The sequence below is a fragment of the Paenirhizobium selenitireducens ATCC BAA-1503 genome (assembly GCF_900492185.1).
Taxonomy (GTDB): Bacteria; Pseudomonadota; Alphaproteobacteria; order Rhizobiales; family Rhizobiaceae; genus Allorhizobium; species Allorhizobium selenitireducens_A.
Window position 1 is genome coordinate 1 of record NZ_UEYP01000016.1, and the last position, 24,471, is coordinate 24,471.

Here is a 24,471-nt window from a genome sequence, read left to right on the forward strand (position 1 = left end):
CTCAGTAACGCCATGTCGATCACTCCAGAGCCCCCGCTGAAACCTCGCGAGGGATGATTGAAACATGGGTCAAATCTCAGTGATAATTTCCCGCAATCCCGGGTCAGTTCTCAGTGCAAAACAACAGCCAATACTTGATGAGATCAATGAAGGCCTGAAGATCGGTTGCCGTGTAGGTGTCGATCGGGTGATCGCCGATAAGCTCGGCGAACAGGTTGAGGCGCATCTCGGCAGTGGCAATATCTTTGTTTTCCTCTGACTTGGAGGACTTTCTTTTCGCGAGATAATTGCTCGCAACGTGACTGAAGAGCGGCTTGCTTGAGGCAGGTCGCTCGACGGTACGCCGATCCAGCTGAAAGGCGGCGGGCACGTCGGCGCTGATCAAGCGCTTGTCCTTGCTGCCGGACTCGGTGTCAGGCTGAGTAAGGGGCGTGGGTTCTGGTAGAGGCGAACTTGATGGTTGATAAGGCACCGGCGAGAGCGGGGCCGATACCGAGGTGTACAGCTCCTCAGAGATAGAAACCGGCGAGGCTGCCGCCTGATATTTGGCTACATGTCGGGAAGCGATAAGTTCGGCATGGTCGGCAATCATCTCGTCATGAGGCTGGCCCGCCTGCTTAGCTGACACCTCACGTCCAATCCGCACGAGGCCGCGCATCATCTCATGCCCCTCCGCTTCGGCAGGCGTCGGCGCACGAGGAGGCTGCACGATGTCGTAGAGCGCGGCCTTGAGGAACACGCTGGCAAAATCGAAAGGCCAGTCCTCGTCAGCAACCCCATCGTCACTGGGGTCTTTTGCAGTTTTCGAATTGGGTCCCCGTTTGCCTGCCTTTCTCTTCTCGATCTCCCTGAAGAGCGTCGGTGCCAAGGCCCCAAGGGCATTGGCAAGCTCTCTCGCCTGTTGGTGCGGAAGCGCGCCCAGGCTCACCCGGATGGGTCGGGAGCCTGCACCGCCACCGATGCGTTTCGGCAGTCTGATCTGGAAGAGATAGGTTCCGCCGCTCCTCACCAGATAGAGTCCGGACGATCTCGTTTTAAGCTTGCGATTCCGTTTCTTTGCGGAAATGATTTCCGCGTCCGGCGATACATCGGACTGTACATCGTGCGATACAATGCGCGATACATTCATGACTTGAGTGCCTCTGGTTGGGGCAGTCTGTCAGGAATTCGCGAGGAAACCCAAGGGCTTGCGGGTCATTGGGGGAGAGTGACCCAATGAATGGCGGAGAGGGTGGGATTCGAACCCACGATACGGTTGCCCGTATGCCGCATTTCGAGTGCGGTGCTTTCGACCACTCAGCCACCTCTCCGCTTTGCTGGTCGGCGCAAGTTGTGCGCGGGCTGTCTCTTAGCGGGCAAATGTCGGGCTTGCAAGGGCGAAAATCCAACTATCTCGCGCTTTCATCTTGACAGTTTTTGGCCCGTCACGTATGCGAGCCTTGAATTAGACATGGGCCAACTGTGTCCTGATTTCTCCGCCCCGGCGGAACTCCACCGGCAGGCGCCGCGATCGTTTTAGATTTCAGGGCCTGCTTTCCTATCGACTGACAAGAAGACGGCCGTCTGGTTGCCAGGCAGAGCCGGAAACGAACATGAAAGGATAACCAATGTTCGCAGTCATCAAGACCGGCGGTAAGCAGTACCGCGTTAGCGCCAACGACGTGCTGACCATCGAAAAGCTGGAAGCCGAAGCAGGCGCGACTATCGAATTCACTGAAGTTCTCATGGTCGGCGTTGGTGCCGATGCCAAGATCGGCCTGCCCTTCGTGGCCGGCGCATCGGTCAAGGCAGAAGTCGTCGAGCAGAACCGTGGCAAGAAGGTGATCGCGTTCAAGAAGCGTCGTCGCCAGAATTCCAAGCGTTCGCGCGGCCACCGCCAGCACCACACCGTCGTTCGCATCACCGACATCGTCGCTGCGTAACGGTCAACGAGACAACAGGTTTTAAAGGAGAACTCCAATGGCACACAAAAAAGCTGGCGGTTCGTCGCGTAACGGTCGCGATTCGAATTCCAAGCGCCTTGGCGTGAAGAAGTTCGGCGGCGAAGCCGTCATTCCGGGCAACATCATCGTTCGTCAGCGCGGCACCCAGTGGCATCCGGACGCCAATGTCGGCATGGGCAAGGATCATACCGTATTTTCGCTCATCGAAGGCAATGTCGCTTACCGTACCAAGGCCAATGGCAAGGTGTACGTGTCGGTGATGCCGAAAGCGGCGGAAGCAGCGGAATAAAGCCGGTAACGCTCTAAACAGCCGGCGTCTCATCGACCCGGCTGGCCGTACCAGGTTCAGTCTAGAAAACAGGGGAGATGGGGCGCCATCTCCCCTTTTTCTTATGCCCTTTTTCAACCAGAAGGAGACTGAACCATGCAGATCGAACTATCGAGGGTCGACCCGTCGCGGTCACCCCAGGACCGGCTGAGGCCGGATCGGTTACGGAGCGATTGCCCCGTCTTGCTGTCGCAGAGGCTCGTCATGCGCGCGCCCCACGAGGAAGACATCGACGCCCTTGCCCATCTCGCCAACAACGCCGCCGTTGCCACCATGGTATCGCGCATGCCGCACCCCTACACGGCACGCGATGCGGCCGATTTCGTGCGACGCACGAGTGCTGGCGAGATTGGCAAATGCGTCTATGCGATCACCAAGGCCGACAACGGCGAATTCCTCGGTTGCTGCGCGCTGGAGCCGCATGTCAACGACGCCGACACGCTGGAGATCGGCTATTGGCTCGGCGAGCCGCACTGGAACAGGGGCTATGCCACGGAAGCCGCCCATGCGCTGATCGACATGGCGTTTCGCACCCGCGACATCGCCCACATCGACGCGCGCTGCCGCGTCACCAACATCGCCTCGCGCCGGGTGATCCAGAAATGCGGCTTCCAGTTCCAGGGCTCGGGCATGGTCGGCAGCCTCGCCATGGGCGGCATGATGCCGGTCGAATGGTACAGGCTCGACCGCAAGACCTGGATGTCGCTGAAGAGCTGGGGGGAGATGCGGTGATGAACGCGCCCCTGATGAAGACCTCACCCTCGATGCCCGGACCCTGCCCGGTCATCGAGACGGCGCGATTGACGCTGCGTCCGCATCGCATGAGCGACGCGTCTGCGATCGCCGAATCGCTCAACGATTACCAGGTCGTGCGCATGCTGGCGCGCGTGCCGGTTCCCTATGACCGGCAGGACGCGACCGACTGGCTGAGCCGGGCAACCTCCGGCATCACGCCCGACTGGTCGCTCGCCATCACCACCGGCGACGATGTCCATCTCGGCGTGGTCTCGATCGAACTGCGCCACGGCCTCTGGCATCTCGGCTACTGGCTGAACCGGTTCTACTGGGGCAAGGGGCTGATGAGCGAAGCGGCGGGTGCGGCGATCGAGCGCTTCTTCCGCCGCATGCCGCAGACGGAGCTTCATTCCGGCGCCTTCGCCGACAATGCGGCGTCGCTGCGCATTCAGGAAAAGCTCGGTTTTTCGATCCTGCGCTGCGGCGATCTCTACTCCCGCGCCCGCAATGCGGTGGCCCCACATATCGAAACGCGGCTGACGGAGGCGGACTTTCGCCGACCGTGACAGACCCGGCCCGGGGCGGCGCATCCTCGCCCTGGGCCTCGCCCAAGGCACTCGGCAAGCCCCGACCGGCGAAGCGCCCACAGCTGCGGGCCGAAGAATATGACGATACTCTTTGACCTCCGGCTCAACCGGCTATATCGATGGCCCAAACAATCCCGCTCATCCCGACCCGCAATCAATTGGCAGAAGCATGAAATTTCTCGACGAGGCAAAGGTCTATATCCGCTCCGGTGACGGTGGCGCCGGCAGCGTCTCCTTCCGCCGCGAAAAATTCATCGAGTTCGGCGGTCCGGACGGCGGCGATGGCGGCCGCGGCGGCGATGTCTGGGTCGAGGCCGTCAACGGCCTCAACACGCTCATCGACTTCCGCTTCCAGCAGCATTTCAAGGCCAAGACCGGTACCCACGGCATGGGCCGCAACCGTACCGGCGCCAATGGCGAAGACGTGACGCTCAAGGTGCCGGTCGGCACGCAGATCTTCGAGGAAGACAACGAGACCCTGATCGTCGACATGACGGTCGAGGGCCAGCGCTTCCGCATCGCCAAGGGCGGCAATGGCGGCTTTGGCAATGCGCATTTCAAGTCGGCGACCAACCAGGCGCCGAACTGGGCCAATCCGGGCCTCGAGGGCGAGGAAAAGACGGTCTGGCTGCGCTTGAAGCTGATCGCCGATGCCGGCCTGGTCGGCCTTCCCAATGCCGGCAAGTCGACCTTCCTCGCCGCCGTCACCCGGGCGCGGCCGAAGATCGCCAACTATCCGTTCACCACCCTGCATCCGAACCTCGGCGTCGCCACCGTCGACGAGCGCGAATTCATCCTCGCCGACATTCCGGGCCTGATCGAGGGCGCCCATGAAGGCGTCGGCATCGGCGACCGCTTCCTCGGCCATGTCGAGCGCACCCGCGTGCTTCTGCATCTCGTTTCCGCACAGGAAGAGCATGTCGGCCAGGCCTATAAGACGGTCAAGCACGAGCTCGAAGCCTACGGTGGCGGCCTGGAAGACAAGCCTGAAATCGTCGCCTTGTCGCAGATCGACGTGCTCGACGAGGAAGGCCTGAAGAAGAAGGCGCAGGAGTTGAAGAAGGCCTGCGGCAGGACGCCGCTCCTTCTCTCCGCCATCACCGGCAAGGGCATGACCGAGGCGCTCCGGCAATTGCGCGACATCATCGTCGCCGAAAGCGGCAATATCCCGCTGCCGGAAAAACGCGACCGCAATCGCAAGCGCGACCAGGAAACGGAAGGCGATGAATAAATGTCGGCCGGAGCCAAGTCGCTGACGCGCTACAAGCGCATCGTCATCAAGATCGGCTCGGCCCTGCTGGTCGATCGGGGAAGCGGCCTGAAGAAGGCCTGGCTCGACGCGATCTGCGACGACATCGCCGCGTTGAAGGCCCGCGGCGTCGACGTGCTGGTCGTCTCCTCGGGCGCGATTGCCCTTGGCCGCACCGTGCTCGACCTGCCCTCCGGCGGCCTGAAACTCGAGGAAAGCCAGGCGGCCGCGGCCGTCGGCCAGATCGCGCTGGCCCGGCACTGGTCGGAAAGCCTGTCGCGGTCGTCGATTGTCGCCGGCCAGATCCTGCTGACGCTCGGCGATACCGAGGAGCGACGCCGTTATCTGAACGCCCGCGCCACGTTGCAGCAACTCCTGAAGATCGGCGCCGTGCCGATCATCAACGAGAACGACACGGTCGCCACCACCGAGATCCGCTATGGCGACAATGATCGCCTCGCCGCTCGCGTCGCCACCATGGCCGGCGCCGACCTTCTGGTCCTGCTGTCCGACATCGACGGGCTCTACACCGCCCCGCCACATCTCGACCCCAATGCCCGCTTCCTCGACACGATCGCCGAGATCACCCCGGAAATCGAGGCCATGGCCGGGGGTGCTGCCTCCGAGCTGTCGCGCGGTGGCATGCGCACCAAGATTGACGCCGGCAAGATCGCCACTGGCGCCGGCTGCGCCATGATCATCGCCTCGGGCAAGTCCGACCATCCGCTGAAAGCCATCGAGACCGGCGCCCGCCATTCGTGGTTCGCCGCCGCGAAGACGCCGGTGACCGCCCGCAAGACCTGGATCGCCGGCCAGCTTCAGGCCGCCGGCGAACTGCATGTCGATTCAGGCGCGCAGACGGCGCTGAAGGCCGGCAAGAGCCTGCTGCCCGCCGGCGTGCGCCAGGTCGTCGGCCAGTTCAGCCGCGGCGACACCGTCTCGGTGATCGGCGTGGAGGGCCGCGAAATCGCCCGCGGACTTGCCGGATACGACGCCGAGGAGGCGCGCCGCATCACCGGGCGCAAATCCTCCGAGATCGAGGACATTCTCGGCTATGCCGGTCGCGCCGCGATGATTCATCGGGACGACCTGGTGATGACCGATCCGGCGCACAAGCACGACGCTACGCAGGCCGACAACAAGGACGAAGCCCATGCTTGACAAGGCAAAAGCCGACCTGACCGACGTCGATGCGTTGATACTGGACATCGGCCGGCGCGCCCGCGCCGCCGCCCGACCCCTGGCGATTGCTTCGACGGAAGCGAAGAACGGCGCGCTTTCCGCCATGGCCGACGCCATTCTCGCCGACGAACAGGCAATCCTCGCCGCCAATGCGATCGACCTTAAGAATGCCGATGATAGCGGCCTTGCCGCCTCCTTCGTCGACCGCCTGACGCTCGATCCGGCCCGCATCAAGGCCATCGCCGAGGGCATCCGCGCGGTTGCCGGGCTGAAGGATCCGGTGGGCGAGGTGATCGCCGCCTGGGACCGGCCGAACGGCCTCAAGATCGAACGCGTGCGCACGCCGCTCGGCGTGATCGGCGTGGTCTACGAAAGCCGCCCCAACGTGACCGCCGATGCCGGCGCGCTCTGCCTCAAATCCGGCAATGCCGTGATCCTGCGCGGCGGCTCGGATTCGCTCAATTCCTCACGCGCCATCCATGCCTGTCTGGTCAAGGGCCTGGAAAAGGCCGGCCTGCCGGCCGATGCCATCCAGCTGGTTCCCGTGCCGGACCGCGCCGCCGTCGGCGCCATGCTGACCGGTCTCGACGGGTCGATCGACGTGATCGTGCCCCGCGGCGGCAAGAGCCTCGTCGCCCGCGTGCAGACGGAGGCGCGCGTTCCGGTCTTTGCCCATCTCGAGGGTCTCTGCCACGTCTATGTCGACGCCTCCGCCGATCTTGAGATGGCCAAGCGCATCGTCGTCAACTCGAAGATGCGCAGAACCGGTATCTGCGGCGCTGCAGAGACGCTGCTGGTCGACAGCGCGGCGCTGGGCACGCATCTCATGCCGATCCTCGAGGCTCTGACCGAAGCCGGCTGCGAGATCCATGCCTCGCCGACCGTGCTGAAGATCCATCCCGGCTTCAAGCCGGCGACGGAGGAGGACTGGCGCACCGAATATCTCGATGCCATCATCGCGGTCGCCATCGTCGACGGCGTCTCCGGCGCGATCGATCACATAGCCCGCTATTCGTCCCATCACACCGAGGCGGTGATCGCCGAGGATCCGGCGGTTGTCGAGCGCTTCTTCAACGAGATCGATTCGGCCATCCTGCTGCACAATGCCTCGACCCAGTTCGCCGATGGCGGCGAATTCGGCATGGGCGCCGAGATCGGCATCGCCACCGGCAAGATGCATGCGCGCGGCCCCGTCGGCGTCGAACAGCTGACCTCGTTCAAGTATCGAGTGCACGGCACCGGACAGGTGCGACCCTAAGGTGGCTGAGGACGCGATCGCCCATCGCCATCGTTTCATGCCGCATGTCGAACCGGGCATGGTCGTCGGCCTGTTCGGCGGCTCGTTCAATCCGCCGCACCAGGGCCATGCGCTGGTTGCCGAAATCGCCCTTCGCCGCCTCGGCCTCGACCAGCTCTGGTGGATTGTCACCCCCGGCAATCCGCTGAAAAGCCGCGGCAACCTGGCGCCGCTATCCGAGCGGCTGGCAAGGTGCGAGGCGCTGGCCGAAGATCCGCGCATCAAGGTCACGGCCTTCGAGCAGACGCTCGGCACCAGCTATACGGCCAAGACGCTCGACCATGTGAAGGCACGCAACCGCGACGCCCGTTTCATCTGGATCATGGGCGCCGACAATCTGGCGAGCTTCCACCGCTGGCAGCACTGGCAACGCATCGCCATGACCTTCCCGATCGCCGTGATCGACCGGCCGGGTTCGACACTCGCCTATCTTTCCTCGAAGATGGCCCGCACCTTCGACTATGCGCGCATTGACGAAGACGACGCCGGCGTTTTGTGGAAGAAGAAGGCTCCGGCCTGGACCTTCATCCACGGCCCCCGCTCGACGCTCTCCTCGACCGCGCTGCGCGAGGCCGCCGCGACCTGAGCGCAAGGGGTGAAAAAACCCGCTCTTTCGGGCCGTCCCTTGAAAGATTAACGGATCGATGCCACCTTCCATGAGGGATTTCCGATTGTGGGAATCACCTTCGTGCTGTTCTGCAAAGAAAGGGAAAACTCTGACAACAGTACACTCCAAGGGAAAGGCGCATGTCGTCATCCCAAAAAGCCCGGAACGTGGCGCCGATGCCGCAGACCGCGCGCTTGAGCTGGTCCTCGCGAGCCTCGAGGACTCCAAGGCAGAAGATATCGTCACCATCAACATTGTCGGAAAATCCGCGCTGGGCGACTACATGGTCGTCGTCTCCGGGCGCTCGAACCGACATGTGGCGGCGATCAGCGAGCACCTGATTTCCGACCTCAAGGACGAGGGCTTCGGTTCTCCCCGCGTCGAGGGCCTGGAAGCCGGCGATTGGGTGCTGATCGATACCGGTGACATCATCGTGCATGTGTTCCGCCCCGAAATCCGCGAGTTCTACAACATCGAAAAGATGTGGGCCGCTCCGGACATCGAGGAAGGCACCCTGCACTGACACCGATGGCCCGCTGCCGCTGACACCGATCACGGCAGCAGCGAAGCCCTGACAAGCGGCAAGCGTCGCGCGCTTTGCCGCCATGAGGGTTGCGCGGCCACGAAGGAAGGATCGAGACATGCGCGTGGGTATTTATGCCGTGGGCCGGCTGAAGGCCGGACCGGAGAAGGAACTCGCGTCCCGTTATCTCGACCGTTTCGCCAAGGCCGGGCCCGCCTGCGGGCTCGAATTCCTCCGCTCGGTCGAAATCGCCGAAAGCCGTGCCTCCAATGCGGCGACCCGCAAGCGCGAGGAAGCGACGGAACTGACGAAAGCCATGCCGGAAGGCGCCCTCGTCATCATCCTCGACGAACGCGGCAAGGCACTCGACAGCCAGGAATTCGCCGACCTGATCGGCGATCACCGCGACCGCGGCCAGCGGGACCTCGCCATCGTCATCGGCGGCGCCGACGGCGTCGATCCGGACCTGCGCGAAAAGACCAAACTCGTCCTCAATCTCGGTCGCATGACCTGGCCGCATCAGCTGGTGCGCATCCTCGTCGCCGAGCAGCTTTATCGCGCCGTGACCATCCTGTCCGGCCATCCCTATCATCGCGCCTGACGCCCGCGAGCTGGCCTCCGCATCACCCGCTTTGCGTGACCGGGCAAATCAGCGTATTTTCCGCCGCGAACCGGGATAGCGCCTTGCGACACGACGATCGTCCATCCATTACAGCCAAAGCAGCCGAACGCCGGCGCAAGGTCCGCGCCGCCGTGCTGGCCTCTGCCGTGCTGTTGGGCGGTCCACTTATCGGCCTGGACGCGCCCGTGATCGCTCAAGGTCCCCCGCCCGCCATAACCGCCCCGCCGGCCCCGGTGGAGGCTGGAAATCCCGCCTCCCCGGATCCGGCAACGGATGACGCGGCCCTTGCGCTTCGCCAGAAGCGCGACGAGGTCGGCCGCGAATTGCAGGAGCTTGCCCGCTCGATGCGGGTGTCGGACGAGAAGGCCGCCGAACTCCAAGAGAGCATCGCCGCCCTTGCCAAGACCTCCGAAAGCCTCAAACAGGCCCTGATCGAATCGGCGGCGCGGCGCAAGGATCTCGAGCGCAAGATCGCCGCCGGCGAGAAGAAGCTCGCCGATCTCGGCATCAGGGAAGACGAGATCCGCGCCTCCTTCAAGGATCGCCGCGCCATCCTCGCCGAGGTGCTGGCCGCCCTGCAGCGGATGGGCCGCAATCCCCCGCCGGCCTTGCTCGTCAGCCCCGAGGATGCGCTCGCCTCGGTCCGCACCGCGATCCTGCTCGGCGCCGTCGTTCCCGGCATACGCCACGAGACGGAGAAGCTTGCCGCCGACCTCGGCGAACTGCTGCGCCTCAGGATGGAAGGCCAGAAGGAAACAGAGACGCTGGTCGCCACCATGTCCAGCCGCCAGGAGGAAGAGCGGCGCATGGACATGCTGCTGGTCGAGAACGACCGGCTGTCGCGGAAAAACACCCTTGAGCTTGCCACCGAGAAGCGCCGCGCCGAGGAACTGGCAGCGCGAGCCTCCAGCATGGAAGGGCTGATTTCCAGCCTCGAGACGGAGATCCGCTCGGTCCGCGAGGCGGCGGAAAAGGCCCGCGCCGAAGAGGAGCGACTGAAGCGGCTGAGCGAAGAGCAACGGCAGAAGGCCCGGGAGCTGGCGGCCTCGTCATCGCCCGATAAAAACCGCATTGCCCCGGCATATGCCTTTTCAGATCTGAAGCAGAAACTGGAACTGCCGGCGGCTGGCGAGATCCTGCGCCAGTTCGGCGATCCGGACGGCACGGGACACGAAGCCAAGGGCATGGTGATCGCCTCGGCACCAGGCTCGCTGGTCACCGCACCCGCGGACGGCTGGGTCGTCTATGCCGGGGAGTTCCGCAGCTACGGGCAGATGATCATCCTGAATACCGGCGATGGCTATCATATGGTCTTGTCCGGCATGGACCGTGTCAGCACCAGCCAGGGCAAGTTCGTTCTTTCCGGCGAGCCCTTGGCGGTGATGGGGGAGAAAAGAGTGGCGAGCGCGACGGCATTGGCGCTGGAAACGGATCGCCCGACCCTCTACATTGAATTTCGGAAAGATGGAAAGCCGGTCGATTCCCGCGAGTGGTGGACCGGAAGCGGCTCTGGAAAGGCACAGAATGATTCGTAGGGCTTCTCTTGTTATCGTCGGTGCGCTGATGGGCGCGACCGCGATGAGCGTTCTCTATTCGGCGGGCGTTCCTGCACAGGCCGCAGGCACCTCCACCTACAAGGAGCTGTCGATTTTCGGCGACGTGTTCGAGCGCATCCGCGCCCAATACGTTACGCCGCCGGACGAGGAAAAGCTGGTCGAGAATGCCATCAACGGCATGCTGACCTCGCTCGATCCGCATTCGGTCTACATGAACGCCAAGGATGCGGCGGACATGCAGACCCAGACGCGCGGCGAGTTCGGCGGCATCGGCATCGAGGTGACGATGGAAGATGACATGGTCAAGGTCATCACCCCGATCGACGACACGCCCGGTGCCAAGGCCGGCATTCTCGCCGGTGACTTCATCGCCGAGATCAACGGCGAATCGGTGCGCGGTCTCAAGCTCGAGGAAGCGGTCGACAAGATGCGCGGCGAGGTCAACACGCCGATCAAGCTGACCATCCTGCGCAAGGGCGCCGACAAGCCGATCGAGCTTTCCATCGTCCGCGAGATCATTCCCATCCGCGCCGTCAAGTCGCGCGTCGAAGGCGATGTCGGCTATCTCCGCGTCATTTCCTTCACCGAGAAGACCTATGACGACCTGGAAGCGGCGATCGAGAAGATCAAGGCGGACGTGCCGGCCGACAAGCTGAAGGGCTACGTCCTCGACCTGCGCCTCAATCCGGGTGGCCTGCTCGACCAGGCGATCTATGTCTCCGACGCCTTCCTTGAGCGCGGCGAAGTGGTCTCCACCCGCTCGCGCGATCCGGAAGACACCCGCCGCTTCAACGCCAGTGCAGGCGACCTCACCGACGGCAAGCCGCTCGTCGTGCTGGTCAACGGTGGCTCGGCGTCCGCGTCGGAAATCGTCGCCGGCGCCTTGCAGGACCTGAAGCGCGCCACCGTCGTCGGCACCCGTTCCTTCGGCAAGGGCTCGGTCCAGACCATCATCCCGATGGGCGAGAAGGGTGCGCTGCGTCTGACCACGGCGCTCTATTACACGCCGTCCGGCAAGTCGATCCAGGGCACCGGCATCGAGCCGGATATCAAGGTCGAACAGCCGCTGCCGGAAGAGCTTCAGGGCAAGGTCCGCGCCGAGGGCGAATCGGCGCTCAAGGGCCACATCAAGGGCCAGAACGAGAACGACGAGGGCTCCGGCTCGGTCGCCTATGTACCGCCGGAAGCCAAGGACGACCTGCAGCTCAACTACGCGCTGGACCTGCTGCGCGGGGTCAAGACCGACCCGTCCTTCCCGGCCGACCCGCAGAAGGCCGTCGTGGCAAAGTAAGAAATGGGGCGCCGGAGCAATCCGGCGCCCGCTTGCATTTGCGAGCCGACGGGAGCCGATAGAACCTTGAGCGCCGATCTCCACGCACCGCTCGGCCAGGGCCGCAAGCCGGCGAAGGGTCCGCGTCGCCGGCCGTCCGCTGCCACCGTACTCGGCAGCCTCGCGCTCGTTTCCGTTCTCGGCCTTTCCACCTATTCCGCCGTCGTTCCGCTGCCGCTGCGCCAGTTTGCCGAGACCGCGCCGCCGGAAAGCGGCGTGGAAGAGCAGACCGGTCAGGTCTCGACCGAACCGGCATCCACTGGCTCCAAAGAGAATTTCACCGCCAGCCGCCCGCTCGGCGGTGCGGTGGTCGAGCGCACGACCACCGACGACGGTTCGGTCGTCACCAAGTTCAGCCCGAAGCCGCGCGACGGCCAGGGCCCTGTCCTGATCGACAACCAGAGGCTGGGCCAGGACAGCCGCGTCGCCGCCCTTCCCAATGACGACCTGCTGGAGGACACGCCGGAAGGCCGCCTGCCGATCATCGGCCCTGATGGCCTGAGGCCGGTCGAGCAATATGCGCGCCCCTGGTCGGGGGCACGCACCACCCGTGTCGCCATCGTCGTCGGGGGCATCGGATTGAGCCAGACCGGCAGCCAGCGTGCCATTCGCGACCTGCCGGAAGAGGTGACGCTGGCCTTTGCCGCCACCGGCAACAGTCTCACGCGCTGGATGCAGGAGGCGCGCCGCAAGGGTCACGAAATCCTGCTGCAGGTTCCCTTCGAGCCCTTCGACTATCCCGCCAACAATCCCGGTCGCGGAACCCTGCTGACGAGCGATTCGCCGGCCGAATCCCTGAAGAAATTGCATCAGGCCATGGGCCGCATCACCAATTACACCGGCATCATGAACTATATGGGCGCGAAATACATGTCGGACGCTACGGCCTTCGAGCCGGTCATGCGCGACATCGGCAGCCGCGGTCTGCTGTTCCTCGACGACGGCTCGACGGCGCGATCGCTCGCCGACAGCTTCGCCAAGGCGATCGGCATGCCTTACGCCCAGGGCACGCTTTTGCTCGACGGACAACCGGAGAAGGCAGCCGTGCTGGTAAAGCTCGACGAGCTGGAACGCATCGCCCGCCGCAACGGTCAGGCCATCGGAACGGCGGCGGCCTTCGACGAGACGATCGCCGCCATCCGCCAGTGGAGCGAGGAGGCGGCCGGGCGGGGGATCGAAATCGTCGGCGTCTCCGCCCTTGCGACGGAAACCGGACAGTAAGAGGACAGGATGGAAAAGACCGTGAGCCCGAAGATCCGTGCCGAAGACCTTCCCTATCGCCCCTGCGTCGGCATCATGGTGCTCAATCCGGCGGGCCTGGTCTGGGCCGGACGGCGCCTACCCGAGGGCAATTCGGAATATGACGGTTCTCCCATGCTCTGGCAGATGCCGCAGGGCGGCATAGACGACGGCGAGGATCCGCTCCAGGCGGCGATCCGCGAACTCTATGAAGAGACCGGCATGAAGAGCGTGTCGCTGCTGGCCGAAGCGAGCCGCTGGATCAATTACGACCTGCCGGCGGAACTGATCGGTATCGGCTTGCGCGGCAAGTATCGCGGCCAGACGCAGCGCTGGTTCGCCTTCCGCTTCGAGGGCGACGAGAGCGAGATCGCCATCGACCCGCCGCCGGGCGGCCATACCGCCGAATTCGACGCCTGGGCGTGGAAGCCGATGAGCGAACTGCCCGAGCTGATCGTGCCGTTCAAGCGCAGCGTCTACGAACAGGTGGTCACCGAATTCCGCCACCTCGCCGGCTAGAGGAAAGAGCCAAGCGCGTCACCTGGAGCCCGACGGTGTCACCGCCTGCGTCCAGGCGATCGGTATTGCGTTTGCCTTCGACGAGACGACTGCCGCCGTGGGCGAATGGAGCGACGAGGCGGCTGGCCGCAGGATCGGAATCGTCGGCGTTTCCGCGCCGCACCCGGTCCAGGAAGGACCTGCGCCGGCCGCAATGGCAGCGTCTCTCGAAACTGTCCGGCCTCGCCGGCGGCTGCACGCCGATCTCCCGGCGCCGCGCGCGTGCCGGGGCACGCCCCTCCCCTTCCCGACAGGCATCGCCCGCCTCCACCCGCGACGACGCGCGCCTATAGCCTCGTCCCGCCAGGCAATGCTATGGGAGGCCGAACACAGGGGACCAGAGCCATGTCGGTTGAATTCTATGCAGATTACGTGCGGCCGCTGCGCGTCCTCCTTGCCGAGCTCGACCAGCATCCCGAGCGGTTCCAGACCTACGACGTGCACATCGAACTCGCAGCCTCCGGCAAACTCGTCGTCTACGAGACGAAGAGGCGTAAAGGCCAGGCCGACAGCCTCTATTATGGCCGCTCCGGTCCGGGCGACAGCCCGCGTCAGATCGCCCAGACGACGGCCTTCGCCGCCATCGACCATTTCATGGCCCTCAGCCAGTTCCTCGCCTTCAACGGCAAGCTGGAAAACCTGGCGGGCGAAGATGCCGCACAGAGCCTCACCATCGGCTCGCAATACCCCTCCTGCGCCGTGCGTTTCGGCTACCGCAGGAAGGGCCAGCCCAAGGCCATGTCCATGTTCATGATCTTCGTCGGCTTCAACGACGATCAGGATGCCGGGCAATATGTCGCAAAGATCGCCGACCCCGCCATCCTGGTGGACAACCGCCCGCTTCGCGCCGACAAGGTCTACGAGTGGAAGTGAGGGCCTGCGTCACCGCAAACGCTTGAGGGCGGGACCCTAACGGGGGTGGCCGAGGCGCCGACAGGTTGGGGCCGGATACCCCAACGGCGGGAGGACTACAAAACATTGCCGGCTATATATCTGGTGTCGCAGGCTACTCCGCGCCCGCCCTCATGCTGAGGTGCCCGAGCATAGCGCGGGCCTCGAAGCATCCGGCGGCGATCAGCCGTCACCGCGCCCCCCACCCGCTCTCGCCCTTGGTCGGTCTTTGGCAGGAAGAGGCCCCAGCTAGACCGGCGCCACAAGCTGCTGCAATCCTAGGGGATCGACCACCAACGAAACCTGTCGGGAATCCGGGGCCCGCCCTCTGCGGACGGACCCCGGCTCATCCTTACTCCGCAGCGTCGGCGGAATCGGCGTTCAGCTGGCCGTATTTCTGCTCGCCGATCTTCGACAGCAGATCGAGCTGGGTTTCGAGGAAGTCGATATGGCCTTCTTCGTCCACCAGCAGCTCTTCGAACAGCTTCATGCTGACATAGTCGCCGGCCTGGTAACAGATGTCGCGCGAGGCCTTGTAGGCGGTACGGGCGTCGTATTCGCCGGCCAGATCGGCCTCCAGCACTTCCTTGACATTCTGGCCGATGCGCAGCGGTGCGACCGTCTGCAGGTTCGGATGCCCTTCGAGGAAGATGATGCGATCGATCAGCTTGTCGGCGTGCTGCATTTCCTCGATCGATTCGGCACGTTCCTTCTTGGCGAGCTTGGCATAGCCCCAGTCACTCAGCAGGCGATAGTGGAGCCAATACTGGTTGACGGCACCAAGCTCCAGGAAAAGCGCTTCGTTCAGCCGTTCGATTACTTTTTGATCGCCCTTCATGATGGGTCCTTTCTCCTGCGATTATGCCTTAGAAACTAGGCCCGTTCGCGCGCGCTGTCGAGATGGACCGGCCCAGTTCGGGTGAAATCCGCTTTCGTTTCAATCTTGTGTGGTGGCGTCGGGCAAAACCCGTCCTTGACGGTGACCGGGAGAAAGGGTGGCGTCACCGCTGAGAGATCCTGCATCCCTGGCCAGCGGGAAAGGGCGCACCCGGCCGCCCCCCCGGCTCGGCTTGCTCTCGCGGACCGGGGAACGGGCGTCGGCAAGAGATCGCCTTTTGGCAGGGCATTCAGGGGAGGAGCGAACCGGGACGGGGCCTGACCGGAAGCGAACCCATCACTGCCTTATGGAATTGGGCCCGCACCAAGGGTGATGGCTCTTGCCGATCGGCGATCGCCCGGACTGATGCCTGATGATCGCGCGATGTTTGCCAGCAAGAATAGAGGGCGGTCTTCGGCCGAAAATGTCCGCCGTGGTTTTCGCCCGCAGACGTTGGAGGATGGCCAAGGGGGTTTCGTTGCTCGATCGGCAGTGGAAAGGTCACGAAACGGCGGGGCACCTGGGTCCTTTCGGCCAGAGCATTTCCGGCGAAGACGCAGAGGCCTTCAAGGCCCTGTCTCTTTGTCTTCACGCCATTCCGGACGCAAAACCGCTTCGCATTCTTGGTGGAATTGCTCGAGGCACGGCTTGCGCCGATCAGGCATGCTGCGCCGGATGGGGCAATGTCAGGCGCTGTCAGGCGACCTGGGCGGCGCGCTGGCGCCGCTCGAGGCTCGCGGCCTTCTGTTCCTCATGGAAGCGCTTCAGGCGTTCCATGAAGTCGACCACTTCCGCGCCGTCCGTCTGACGCGACGCATGATAGTCCTCGGTGGTGCGAATGATGATCTCGACGACATTGGGAAAGCAGCCGCAGCAGCGCCCACGCTTGCCCATGGCATGGTAGACCTTGGACGGGACAATCAACTGCCAACAATCTTCATCGAGGAGCGCGTTGATGACGTCCTTGATGTCCTTGTCGGTGATGTAATTGCAGCTGCAGACCAGCATGGCCCCTACGCTCTTCCAAACATGACTTCCACGCCCTCCTTTCTGCTAAACAGGATGGCCCTTGTCAAGAAAATTTCCAGGACATGCCTCCCGTGGATGCGCGGGCCGAAAACCGGGACGGATCGGCTCCTCGTTTCAATGAAAATTCCGCCCCTTCGGCATGACTTGGCGGACATCGCCGGCAAGCTCCGGCACGTCACGGATCAGCCGCGCCAGGGACCCGGTCGACTTGGTCTCATGCCGGTGCTCGTTGACGGGGCGCCGCACCTCGTCGGCATGGGCAAGACCGCCGAAATCCTTGAGCTGCTCGCGCAAGAGGCCGAGCCGTTCGCTGGCATCGACGAGATGCTCGGCAACCACATGGATCACCCCGTCCGCCTTCTGCAGCCGCCCGCGGATCTTCACCAGCCGGGCGCCCATGACGATGGCGCGGTATTGCTCGAAGGTCTTCGGCCAGACGATGATATTGGCGACGCCGGTCTCGTCCTCGATGGTCATGAAGATCACCCCCTTGGCCGATCCCGGCCGCTGGCGCACCAGGACGAGGCCCGCCACTTCGACGCGCCGTCCATTGGCCGTCTCCTCCAACGCCGAGGAGGCAAGAACGCCGGCCCGGGCGAGGTCCCCGCGCAGGAAGGAAAGCGGATGGGCCTTCAAGGAGAGCGACAGCATGCGATAATCGCTTATCACCTCTTCGCCCGCCGGCATGGGCGGCAGAGCAATCTCGGCCTCCGCCTGGATCTCCCGCCCGCCAGCCTCGGAAAACAACGGCAGATGCTCGACGGCCGCCCGATGGTCGAGCGCCTGCGCCGCCCAGAGCGCCTCGCGACGGCTGAGGCCCAGCGAGGCGAAGGCATCGGCATCCGCGAGCCGCTCGATCGCCGCCCGCGACAAACCTGTCCGCATCCAGAGGTCCCGGACAGAGGTATAGCCGCTGCCGCGCCGCGCCACGAGCAGGTTCATCTCGGCCTCGGACAGGCCCTTGACCTGGTGGAAACCGAGCCGCACCGCCCTGGTGCTGAGGATCACCCTGCGCATCGCCGCATGCCGCGGCGCGACCCGCCTGGCGTCGAAGCCATCCGCCTCCAGCTCGCTGTCCCAGGAGGAGGCATTGACATCGACCGGCCGCACCTCGACCCCGTGCTCGCGCGCGTCGCGCACCAGCTGGGCCGGCGCATAAAAACCCATCGGCTGGGAATTGAGCAGCGCCGCGCAAAAGACGTCGGGATAGAAGGTCTTGACCCAGGCAGAGGCATAGACCAGCAGCGCGAAGGAGGCCGCGTGGCTTTCCGGAAAGCCATATTCGCCGAACCCCTCGATCTGGCTGAAACAATGCTCGGCGAATTCCAGCGCATAGTCCCGCTCGAGCATGCCGTCGATGAAGCGCTGGCGGAAATTGGCGACCTGTCCGGTCCGGCGGAACGTCGCCATGGCCCGGCGCAACCGATCGGCCTCGGCCGGCGTGAAGCCGGCGGCGGTGATCGCGATCTGCATGGCCTGCTCCTGGAACAGCGGCACCCCGAGCGTCCGCTTCAGGACGGCCTCGAGCTCGGGCTTCGGATAGCTAATCGCCCGCCCCTCCTGCACCAGCTTGCGGTTCTTCAGGTAGGGATGCACCATATTGCCCTGGATCGGCCCCGGTCGGACGATCGCCACCTCGATCACCAGGTCGTAGAAGACCCGGGGTTTCAGCCGCGGCAGCATGCTCATCTGCGCCCGGCTTTCGATCTGGAAGACACCGAGCGTATCGGCCCGGCAGATCATGTCATAGACCTCCTCGCGCGGATCCTCGAAAAAACAGGCAAGCGTCATCGGCTTGTCGTAATGGCTGGCGAGCAGCTTGATCGCCTTGGCAAGACAGGTGAGCATGCCGAGCGCCAGGACATCGATCTTCAGGATCTTCAGCGTATCGAGATCGTCCTTGTTCCACTCGACCATGTAGCGACCATCCGCCGTGTTCATGATCGGCACGACCTCGTCCAGCCGGTCGCGGGTGATGACGAAGCCACCGACATGCTGCGACAGATGGCGCGGAAAGCCCATCAGGCTCGAGGCATAGTCGAGCACGCGCCGTGTCGTCGGATCATCGAGGTCGAGGCCGGCGGCCTTGGCCTCGCGCGCCGACAGATCGGCCGTCGACCAGCCCCAGATCGACCCGGACAGCGCGGTTTGCACATCCTCCGACAGACCGAAGACCTTGGCCGTCTCGCGCCCCGCCGAACGCGCCCGGTAGTTGATGACCGCAGCCGTCAGCGCCGCATGCTCGCGTCCATAGGTCTCGTAGATGAAGCGGATCACCTCCTCGCGCCGGTGATGCTCGAAGTCGACGTCGATATCCGGCGGCTCGTCGCGTTCGGTCGAGATGAAGCGATCGAACAGCAGTGTCGTCTTTTCCGGATTCACCTCGGTAATCCCGAGACAATAGCAGACGGCGGAATTGGCGGCCGATCCTCGCCCCTGGCAGAGGATGCCTTCCGAGCGGGCAAAGCCGATGATGCGATGGACGGTGAGGAAATAGGGCTCGTAGCGCTTCTCGCCGATCAGGTTCAGCTCGTATTCCAGGAGGTCGGCGATCTTTTGCGGAATGCCCTCCGGGAACCGCCGGGCCGCGCCCTCATAGGTCAGCCGCCGCAAGGCCCGATCGGGCGTCTCCCCGCCGATCGCCTCGTCGGGATATTGATGACTGAGTTCGTCGAGGGAAAAATCGAGCCGGCCGAAGAACGCGGCCGTCGCGGCGACCGCTTGCGGATAGGCACGAAAGAGCCGGGCCATTTCCGAGGGCTCCTTCAGGTGCCGTTCGGCATGGGCCTGCAGCCGGAAGCCGGCATCGGCCACCGTCACATGTTCGCGAATGGCGGTCACCACGTCGGCGAGCGGCTTGCGCTCCGGCGCGTGATAGAAGGGATCATTGCTGGCGATCAGCGGCAGCGAAAGCCCGCGTCCCATCTCCGCGATCCGGCGGAAAGCCAGGCGATCGAGGCCGTCATAGCGGGGCACGAGCGCAAGGTAGAGCCTGCCGCGGAAAGGGGCCACCAGCCGCGCAAGGCGGGCGTGATAGGCCTCGACCTGCGCATCGCTGGCAAAGCAGGGCACCATCGCCGCGACCATCAGATCCGCCGCCCATTCGACGAGATCGCTTTCGTAGAGCGTGCAGACACCCTTCTGCGAACGCAGATTACCGGCGCTCAGCATGCGGCAGAGGTGTCCCCAGCCCCGCCGGTTCATCGGATAGGCGACGAGTTCCGGCGTCCCGTCGGCAAAGACCAGCCGTGCGCCGGGACGGAAGGCCAGGCCCTTGATCTTCGCCGCCGCATGCAGGCGCACCACCCCGGCCACCGTATTGCGATCGGCAAGCCCAAGGCCGGACAGGCCGATCCGGGTGGCGGTCGCCACCATCTCCTCCGGATGCGAAGCCCCCTCCAGGAAGGAGAAATTGCTGCGGCAGCCGATTTCGAAGAAGGCCGGGGTGCTCATGCGAATATGCCCTGCATGAACCAGCTCGGCCGGGCCGATCCGCGCTCGTAGAGACCCTGGCGAAAGAGCCAGAAACGATGGCCGGCGCTGTCCTCGATGCGGAAATAGTCCCGCGGCGAGGCTTCTTCGCCGTCGATCCACCATTCCGGTGCCAGTCGCTCAGGCCCCTCGGCGCGCACGACCCGATGCTGGGCCCGGCGCCAGCGGAAACTGGCGGGCGGACCGTCGGGTACTTCGGCGGTCACCTCGACGGGTTCTGGATGGGCGAAAAGCCGGATCGGCCGTTCGCTGCGAACCGGCGGGCCTGGCTGCGTATCGGCGGGCAAGGCGGTTGCAGCGGCAAGCGGGGCAAGGCTCGAGGCCCGCTCCGGCCAATGGCTCGGCTGGGCGACGGGCAGCACGAGGCAGCCCTCGCCGAACCGCGCCGTCACCCGGTCGACGAAATCGAGCGCCGCGTCGCCTTTTTCCGCGGCCGCACCGAACCTGCCCTGGCTCTCGGCAAGCGCCTCGCTGCGCAAGACATTGAGCCGAACGATCTCGAAACCGAAACCGGCATCGAGATCGTCGTGCAGCACGGACAGCCGCTCGGCAAACAGGGCCTTGATGCGATCCCCGTCGCGAAGCGGAGAGGCCGCTCCGATCGCGATGCGAAAGACACGCCCGTCCACCCGGAAGAGCAGGAGTTCGAACAGGCGGCCACCTTCCCCCCGCGCCTCCAGCCCGGATTTCAATCCGGCCGCCAGCCGCCCGGCCAGATCGAGGATCACCTCCTCGTCGCGGATCGGCTCGGCAAGCCTACGTTCGACGGAGAGCAGGGCCACCGGCCGGCGCGGCACGATCGCCTCCCCCTCCCGCCCCAGAGCCTGGTCGAGCCGGACAAGCAGATCCGGGCCGAAGCGCCGCGTCAGGGGACCGCGCGGCGCCGCCAGGAGGTCGCCCACCTGCTTGAGCCCGACGCGCGCCAGGGCCGCGGTCACGCCGGCATCGATCCTCAACGCCTTGAGTGGCAGGGGCGACAGCACCGCGATCATCTTGCCGTCGGCCACGACGCGATCCCGGCCAAAGCGGGCGACCCCCCAGGAAAGACCCGGCGTCGAGGAGATCGCACCCCGCGCTTCGAGCCCCAATTGAAAAAGCCGCGCGAGCAGATCCTCGACCAGGGCCGCCTCGCCGCCGAACAGATGCGCACAGCCGGTAATGTCTAGCATCAGCCCGTCTGCACCATCGAGCGCCACCAGCGGCGTATAGCGGTCGCACCAGTCGGCGATCGCCTCGAGAAAGCGCCGGTCGGCCTGCGGATCGTCCTCGGCAACCTCGAGCGTCGGACAAATGGCCCGCGCCTCCGCCAGCGCCTGGCCGGCCTGCAAGCCGATCGCCTCGGCCTCCTCGTCGAGCGCGGTCAGGCGCATGGCATTGGCGACCCGGCCGGCGCAGACGACCGGCGGATGGTCAGGACGCCCGGTCGAACGCCACGACAGCCCCCAGCGCCGGCGCGCCAGCCGGTCGGTCGACAGGCGCGGCAGCCAGAGCGCCAGGACGCGCCGGCCGGAAAACGGGCCGTGCGCCGGCATGAACGGGAGTTGCGGGGTAAAATTGGCGGTCATGGCGGTTCCACTCCAGGATCAGTTCAGGGGGAGCCCCGAGCCGGCTCTTTTCCGGAACGAGGCGAAAGACGGAATGGCCGATGCTGCCGCCAAGCATCGATCCATCAGGCAGAAGCCGCGCTGCCGCCGGCGCGGGTTCGACAAGCAGGCGAAGGGAAGCGCTGCTCGCTTCCTGTTCCCCGCCTTGGCGGACAAGAAGCAGAAAACCGCCGGTGCTTTTGGCCTTCAGGCTGAGACGCCGGCTCTCCGTCAGCCCGAAGCCGCGCGGATTGCCACCGACCTCGAGCATCACCGCCGAAAAAGCCCCGCACGAGAGCGCCGCATCGGCAAGCCAGAGCGCGTCCTCCAGACGGCGCGGTACGGCATGGAGAAGTTCGCCCGGCCGCAGGCCGTAATCGGCAAGCCCTGGCGCATAGGGCAAGCCGGTTTCACGCGCGACGAAACGATCGCCGATCCACAATATCCGCTGATCTGGCCGGGCAGGCCGAGCCGACAGGCAAAGCCCCAGCCCGAAGCCGCTGACCGCGCCCGCATCGCGAAATTGTGCCCCGCGGGCCTCGATCATCGCGCCTTTGGGAAAACCCTCCGGCAGAAGGTTTTCGAGGCGCGCCGGCTCCGCTCTGGCGGACGGGCAAGGTTCGGGCTGCTCGTCGCGGAGTTCGGGGACCGGTTCGAGCCCGCCGGAAAGCGGCTTGCCCTCGATCCTGGCTATGGCCTCGCGCAAGGCAAAAAGCCTCTCCTGCGCCAGAGCGGTCGCGCCCATGACGTCTCTCCTGTCGGAATGTTCTCTATATGTTCCTAGAGATTCCAGAGCTTGCCGGAAGAGTCAACCGGATTCAGTGTGAATTTATTCCTTGACAGGATTCCCACTCGAAAAGCCCGGCCAAAGGTCCTATATGGAAGCGAAGTCAAGGAGTACCGATGGCCCGTATCGACCAGACCGAAGATTGGCGCGAACGCCATGCCCCGACGATCAGCACCTTCGAGTCGCTGGCCATCGAGGCCTATGGTCATCTGCCGGAGGAATTCCGCGCGCTGACCGGCAATCTGATCATCGAGATTTCCGATTTTCCGACCGACGAAGTGTTCGAGGACATGGCGCTCGAAACGCCGTTCGACCTGCTCGGCCTGTTCGAGGGCCGCGGCATTTCCGAGCGTTTCACCATGGAAACCGGCGAAATGCCGAACCGCATCACGCTCTATCGCCGGCCGATCCTCGACTACTGGGCCGAGAACGAAGAAACCCTGGGCGACATCATCACCCATGTGCTGATCCACGAGATCGGCCATCATTTCGGCCTGTCCGACGACGACATGGAGCGCATCGAGGAAAGCGCCGAAGATGCCGCCGCGGAATCCGACGGCATGTCCGCCTCGCTGAAGGACTAATTCCTCAATCGCCGCGCGTCGCGAGGAAATGGGCAATGCCCGCCTCCGCGCAGCTGAGATCCTGCGCCGGCGTGCCCGAGCTGATGCCGATGCCGCCGACCACCTCGCCGTCGATGACGACCGGCAGGCCGCCGCCCACCACCATCAGCCGTCCGCCGATCGCCGAATGAATGCCGAAGGCCGGGCTGCCCGGCTGGCTGGCCGCGCCATATTCATGGGTCGCCTTTTTCGCCGCCGCCGCGGTGAACGCCTTGTCGATGGCGATCGTCGTGCTGGTCACCTTGCCGCCGTCCATGCGCTCGAAGGCGACGAGCTGGCCGCTCTCGTCGGTGATGGCGATGCACATCGGCACGCCGATCTCGCGGGCCTTGTCGGCCGCGCCGGCAATCAGCAGGCGGGCATCGGAAATGTCGAGACGACGGATGGTAAGCACGGGCATTCTCCTGCGATGCGTGGGGGCTCGGGCACCGCCATATCTTTCGGCAGAGGCGCCCGGCCCGGACTATGGCGTCAATCGCCCTCGAAGGACAATGTCGCCCGGCGGAAAAACATCTGTGCGCAGTACGGCATATCGAACGGCCGCCAGGCACGCGGCTTGCGGCGCGCGTGCCGCGTCCGAAAACGGGTGGCTGCCGCCCCATCCCCTCCTCTATCCCTTGGCCTCCGACACAAAGGAGGTTTCCATGACAAGCTTGAACGACAAGGTCGCCATCATCACCGGAGCATCGTCCGGCATCGGCCGCGCCACCGCCCTTCTGTTTGCCGCAGAGGGCGCATCGCTGGTGCTCAATGCCAGGGGCGGTGAGGCTCTCGACGAGGTCGTCGACCGCGTGCGCCGCGCGGGCGGCAAGGCCCAGGCCGTGCGGGGTGATGTCGCCTTGGCCGAAACCCATGAAATGCTGGTGGATGCGGCGGTCAGCCACTACGGCGGCCTCGACATCGCCGTCAACAATACCGGTGCCGTCGGCCCGATCAAGCCGATAGCCGACGTCACCCTGCCCGAATGGCAGGACACGCTCGCCGCAAACCTGACCTCTGCCTTTCTCGCCGCCCGGCTCCAGGTCCCGGCCATGCTGGAGCACGGTTCGGGCGCCCTCGTCTTCGTCTCCACCTTCGTCGGGACGAGCGTCGGCATTCCCGGAATGGGCGCCTATGCCGCCTCCAAGGCTGGCATCATGGGCCTGGTGAAGGCCATCACTGCGGATTACGGCAGCCGGAACATCCGGGCAAACGCGCTGCTGCCGGGCGGCACTGATACGCCAATGGCCGGCGACCAGGCGCAGAAGGACTGGGCGGCAGGCCTGCATGCGCTGAAGCGCATCGCAAAGCCGGAAGAGATCGCCCAGGCCGCCCTGTTTCTGGCCGGCCCGATGGGCAGTTTCGTCGCCGGCTCCGCCCTCTACGCCGACGGCGGCAATTCCGCCGTCAAATGACACGAGGCACCGGGGCGCCCGCCGCACACGACAGGCGCC

At 64.8% G+C, this 24,471-nt stretch carries 23 protein-coding genes, 1 tRNA gene and 1 pseudogene; 18 read left to right on the top strand and 7 right to left on the bottom strand.

Annotation, left to right across the window (positions count from 1 at the left end):
- Nucleotides 1-103: 103 nt before the first annotated feature.
- Nucleotides 104-1,129 carry a hypothetical protein gene (locus tag RHIZ70P_RS19330; RefSeq protein ID WP_115672103.1) on the bottom strand — a complete coding sequence of 342 codons (1,026 nt, stop codon included), beginning with the start codon at nucleotides 1,127-1,129 and terminating at the stop codon, nucleotides 104-106.
- Nucleotides 1,130-1,220: 91 nt separating this feature from the next.
- Nucleotides 1,221-1,310, bottom strand: a tRNA-Ser gene (locus RHIZ70P_RS19335).
- A gap of 297 nt (nucleotides 1,311-1,607) precedes the next feature.
- Here RHIZ70P_RS19335 and rplU point away from each other — a divergent pair.
- The 15 genes from rplU to RHIZ70P_RS22835 all read left to right on the top strand — a co-directional run bounded on the left by rplU (nucleotide 1,608) and on the right by RHIZ70P_RS22835 (nucleotide 14,629).
- Nucleotides 1,608-1,922, top strand: a complete 315-nt coding sequence (gene rplU / locus RHIZ70P_RS19340) for a 50S ribosomal protein L21 (RefSeq protein ID WP_028737292.1) — start codon at nucleotides 1,608-1,610, stop codon at nucleotides 1,920-1,922.
- Nucleotides 1,923-1,959: 37 nt separating this feature from the next.
- On the top strand, nucleotides 1,960-2,232 hold the full coding sequence (gene rpmA / locus RHIZ70P_RS19345) for a 50S ribosomal protein L27 (protein WP_028737293.1): 273 nt from the start codon (nucleotides 1,960-1,962) through the stop codon (nucleotides 2,230-2,232).
- A 135-nt stretch (nucleotides 2,233-2,367) separates the two neighbouring features.
- A complete protein-coding gene (locus RHIZ70P_RS19350) occupies nucleotides 2,368-3,003 on the top strand; it encodes a GNAT family N-acetyltransferase (protein ID WP_115672104.1) in 636 nt (211 codons plus the stop codon).
- Nucleotides 3,003-3,572 (top strand): GNAT family N-acetyltransferase, encoded by a 570-nt coding sequence (locus RHIZ70P_RS19355; protein WP_115672105.1) that lies wholly within the window; start codon nucleotides 3,003-3,005, stop codon nucleotides 3,570-3,572. The genes RHIZ70P_RS19350 and RHIZ70P_RS19355 overlap by 1 nt, the downstream gene beginning before the upstream one ends.
- Before the next feature lie 190 nt (nucleotides 3,573-3,762).
- Nucleotides 3,763-4,824, top strand: coding sequence for a GTPase ObgE (gene obgE, locus RHIZ70P_RS19360; RefSeq protein ID WP_115672106.1), 1,062 nt, complete (start codon nucleotides 3,763-3,765; stop codon nucleotides 4,822-4,824).
- Nucleotides 4,825-6,003, top strand: a complete 1,179-nt coding sequence (proB, locus tag RHIZ70P_RS19365) for a glutamate 5-kinase (protein WP_115672107.1) — start codon at nucleotides 4,825-4,827, stop codon at nucleotides 6,001-6,003.
- Nucleotides 5,996-7,282, top strand: a complete 1,287-nt coding sequence (locus RHIZ70P_RS19370; RefSeq protein ID WP_115672108.1) for a glutamate-5-semialdehyde dehydrogenase — start codon at nucleotides 5,996-5,998, stop codon at nucleotides 7,280-7,282. The genes proB and RHIZ70P_RS19370 overlap by 8 nt, the downstream gene beginning before the upstream one ends.
- A gap of 37 nt (nucleotides 7,283-7,319) precedes the next feature.
- A complete protein-coding gene (locus tag RHIZ70P_RS19375) occupies nucleotides 7,320-7,907 on the top strand; it encodes a nicotinate-nucleotide adenylyltransferase (RefSeq protein WP_181904076.1) in 588 nt (195 codons plus the stop codon).
- Between the two features lie 58 nt (nucleotides 7,908-7,965).
- Nucleotides 7,966-8,451 carry a ribosome silencing factor gene (gene rsfS, locus RHIZ70P_RS19380; RefSeq protein WP_419178317.1) on the top strand — a complete coding sequence of 162 codons (486 nt, stop codon included), beginning with the start codon at nucleotides 7,966-7,968 and terminating at the stop codon, nucleotides 8,449-8,451.
- A 118-nt stretch (nucleotides 8,452-8,569) separates the two neighbouring features.
- Nucleotides 8,570-9,052, top strand: coding sequence for a 23S rRNA (pseudouridine(1915)-N(3))-methyltransferase RlmH (gene rlmH, locus RHIZ70P_RS19385; protein ID WP_115672111.1), 483 nt, complete (start codon nucleotides 8,570-8,572; stop codon nucleotides 9,050-9,052).
- A gap of 167 nt (nucleotides 9,053-9,219) precedes the next feature.
- The gene (locus tag RHIZ70P_RS19390) at nucleotides 9,220-10,608 is read left to right on the top strand and encodes a murein hydrolase activator EnvC family protein (RefSeq protein ID WP_419178318.1); all 1,389 of its coding nucleotides are present in this window, start codon (nucleotides 9,220-9,222) and stop codon (nucleotides 10,606-10,608) included.
- A complete protein-coding gene (locus RHIZ70P_RS19395; RefSeq protein ID WP_115672112.1) occupies nucleotides 10,598-11,920 on the top strand; it encodes a S41 family peptidase in 1,323 nt (440 codons plus the stop codon). The genes RHIZ70P_RS19390 and RHIZ70P_RS19395 overlap by 11 nt, the downstream gene beginning before the upstream one ends.
- 66 nt (nucleotides 11,921-11,986) lie before the next feature.
- The gene (locus RHIZ70P_RS19400; protein WP_235842283.1) at nucleotides 11,987-13,180 is read left to right on the top strand and encodes a divergent polysaccharide deacetylase family protein; all 1,194 of its coding nucleotides are present in this window, start codon (nucleotides 11,987-11,989) and stop codon (nucleotides 13,178-13,180) included.
- A 9-nt stretch (nucleotides 13,181-13,189) separates the two neighbouring features.
- A complete protein-coding gene (locus tag RHIZ70P_RS19405) occupies nucleotides 13,190-13,717 on the top strand; it encodes an RNA pyrophosphohydrolase (RefSeq protein WP_115672114.1) in 528 nt (175 codons plus the stop codon).
- A gap of 384 nt (nucleotides 13,718-14,101) precedes the next feature.
- Complete coding sequence (locus tag RHIZ70P_RS22835; protein ID WP_147294026.1) at nucleotides 14,102-14,629, top strand: hypothetical protein; 528 nt, start codon at nucleotides 14,102-14,104, stop codon at nucleotides 14,627-14,629.
- A gap of 370 nt (nucleotides 14,630-14,999) precedes the next feature.
- Here RHIZ70P_RS22835 and bfr read toward each other — a convergent pair whose 3' ends face one another.
- The 4 genes and pseudogenes from bfr to RHIZ70P_RS19430 all read right to left on the bottom strand — a co-directional run bounded on the left by bfr (nucleotide 15,000) and on the right by RHIZ70P_RS19430 (nucleotide 21,610).
- A complete protein-coding gene (bfr, locus tag RHIZ70P_RS19415; protein ID WP_115672116.1) occupies nucleotides 15,000-15,485 on the bottom strand; it encodes a bacterioferritin in 486 nt (161 codons plus the stop codon).
- A 735-nt stretch (nucleotides 15,486-16,220) separates the two neighbouring features.
- Nucleotides 16,221-16,600 (bottom strand): annotated as a pseudogene (locus tag RHIZ70P_RS19420) ((2Fe-2S)-binding protein).
- A gap of 67 nt (nucleotides 16,601-16,667) precedes the next feature.
- On the bottom strand, nucleotides 16,668-20,006 hold the full coding sequence (locus RHIZ70P_RS19425; RefSeq protein WP_115672118.1) for an error-prone DNA polymerase: 3,339 nt from the start codon (nucleotides 20,004-20,006) through the stop codon (nucleotides 16,668-16,670).
- Entirely contained in the window at nucleotides 20,003-21,610 is a 1,608-nt protein-coding gene (locus tag RHIZ70P_RS19430; protein ID WP_115672119.1) for a Y-family DNA polymerase, read from the bottom strand. Before RHIZ70P_RS19430 ends, RHIZ70P_RS19425 begins: the two co-directional genes overlap by 4 nt.
- 73 nt (nucleotides 21,611-21,683) lie before the next feature.
- On the opposite strand from RHIZ70P_RS19430, the gene RHIZ70P_RS22840 reads away from it, so the two are divergent.
- Complete coding sequence (locus RHIZ70P_RS22840) at nucleotides 21,684-22,412, top strand: hypothetical protein (RefSeq protein ID WP_147294027.1); 729 nt, start codon at nucleotides 21,684-21,686, stop codon at nucleotides 22,410-22,412.
- 119 nt (nucleotides 22,413-22,531) lie between these two features.
- Nucleotides 22,532-22,999 (top strand): metallopeptidase family protein, encoded by a 468-nt coding sequence (locus RHIZ70P_RS19435; RefSeq protein ID WP_115672120.1) that lies wholly within the window; start codon nucleotides 22,532-22,534, stop codon nucleotides 22,997-22,999.
- Between the two features lie 4 nt (nucleotides 23,000-23,003).
- Here RHIZ70P_RS19435 and RHIZ70P_RS19440 read toward each other — a convergent pair whose 3' ends face one another.
- A complete protein-coding gene (locus RHIZ70P_RS19440) occupies nucleotides 23,004-23,432 on the bottom strand; it encodes a GlcG/HbpS family heme-binding protein (protein WP_115672164.1) in 429 nt (142 codons plus the stop codon).
- A gap of 250 nt (nucleotides 23,433-23,682) precedes the next feature.
- Here RHIZ70P_RS19440 and RHIZ70P_RS19445 point away from each other — a divergent pair, with 250 nt between their 5' ends.
- Nucleotides 23,683-24,432, top strand: a complete 750-nt coding sequence (locus RHIZ70P_RS19445; RefSeq protein ID WP_115672121.1) for an SDR family oxidoreductase — start codon at nucleotides 23,683-23,685, stop codon at nucleotides 24,430-24,432.
- Nucleotides 24,433-24,471 lie beyond the last annotated feature (39 nt).

Excerpts from the sequence above, each read along its gene's own strand:
- RHIZ70P_RS19330 (WP_115672103.1), bottom strand. The coding sequence starts at position 1,129 with ATGAATGTATCGCGCATTGTATCGCACGATGTACAGTCCGATGTATCG.
- rplU (WP_028737292.1), top strand. The coding sequence starts at position 1,608 with ATGTTCGCAGTCATCAAGACCGGCGGTAAGCAGTACCGCGTTAGCGCC.
- rpmA (WP_028737293.1), top strand. The coding sequence starts at position 1,960 with ATGGCACACAAAAAAGCTGGCGGTTCGTCGCGTAACGGTCGCGATTCG.
- RHIZ70P_RS19350 (WP_115672104.1), top strand. The coding sequence starts at position 2,368 with ATGCAGATCGAACTATCGAGGGTCGACCCGTCGCGGTCACCCCAGGAC.
- RHIZ70P_RS19355 (WP_115672105.1), top strand. The coding sequence starts at position 3,003 with ATGAACGCGCCCCTGATGAAGACCTCACCCTCGATGCCCGGACCCTGC.
- obgE (WP_115672106.1), top strand. The coding sequence starts at position 3,763 with ATGAAATTTCTCGACGAGGCAAAGGTCTATATCCGCTCCGGTGACGGT.
- proB (WP_115672107.1), top strand. The coding sequence starts at position 4,825 with ATGTCGGCCGGAGCCAAGTCGCTGACGCGCTACAAGCGCATCGTCATC.
- RHIZ70P_RS19370 (WP_115672108.1), top strand. The coding sequence starts at position 5,996 with ATGCTTGACAAGGCAAAAGCCGACCTGACCGACGTCGATGCGTTGATA.
- RHIZ70P_RS19375 (WP_181904076.1), top strand. The coding sequence starts at position 7,320 with ATGCCGCATGTCGAACCGGGCATGGTCGTCGGCCTGTTCGGCGGCTCG.
- rsfS (WP_419178317.1), top strand. The coding sequence starts at position 7,966 with ATGCCACCTTCCATGAGGGATTTCCGATTGTGGGAATCACCTTCGTGC.
- rlmH (WP_115672111.1), top strand. The coding sequence starts at position 8,570 with ATGCGCGTGGGTATTTATGCCGTGGGCCGGCTGAAGGCCGGACCGGAG.
- RHIZ70P_RS19395 (WP_115672112.1), top strand. The coding sequence starts at position 10,598 with ATGATTCGTAGGGCTTCTCTTGTTATCGTCGGTGCGCTGATGGGCGCG.
- RHIZ70P_RS19405 (WP_115672114.1), top strand. The coding sequence starts at position 13,190 with ATGGAAAAGACCGTGAGCCCGAAGATCCGTGCCGAAGACCTTCCCTAT.
- RHIZ70P_RS22835 (WP_147294026.1), top strand. The coding sequence starts at position 14,102 with ATGTCGGTTGAATTCTATGCAGATTACGTGCGGCCGCTGCGCGTCCTC.
- bfr (WP_115672116.1), bottom strand. The coding sequence starts at position 15,485 with ATGAAGGGCGATCAAAAAGTAATCGAACGGCTGAACGAAGCGCTTTTC.
- RHIZ70P_RS19425 (WP_115672118.1), bottom strand. The coding sequence starts at position 20,006 with ATGAGCACCCCGGCCTTCTTCGAAATCGGCTGCCGCAGCAATTTCTCC.
- RHIZ70P_RS19430 (WP_115672119.1), bottom strand. The coding sequence starts at position 21,610 with ATGACCGCCAATTTTACCCCGCAACTCCCGTTCATGCCGGCGCACGGC.
- RHIZ70P_RS22840 (WP_147294027.1), top strand. The coding sequence starts at position 21,684 with ATGGCCGATGCTGCCGCCAAGCATCGATCCATCAGGCAGAAGCCGCGC.
- RHIZ70P_RS19435 (WP_115672120.1), top strand. The coding sequence starts at position 22,532 with ATGGCCCGTATCGACCAGACCGAAGATTGGCGCGAACGCCATGCCCCG.
- RHIZ70P_RS19445 (WP_115672121.1), top strand. The coding sequence starts at position 23,683 with ATGACAAGCTTGAACGACAAGGTCGCCATCATCACCGGAGCATCGTCC.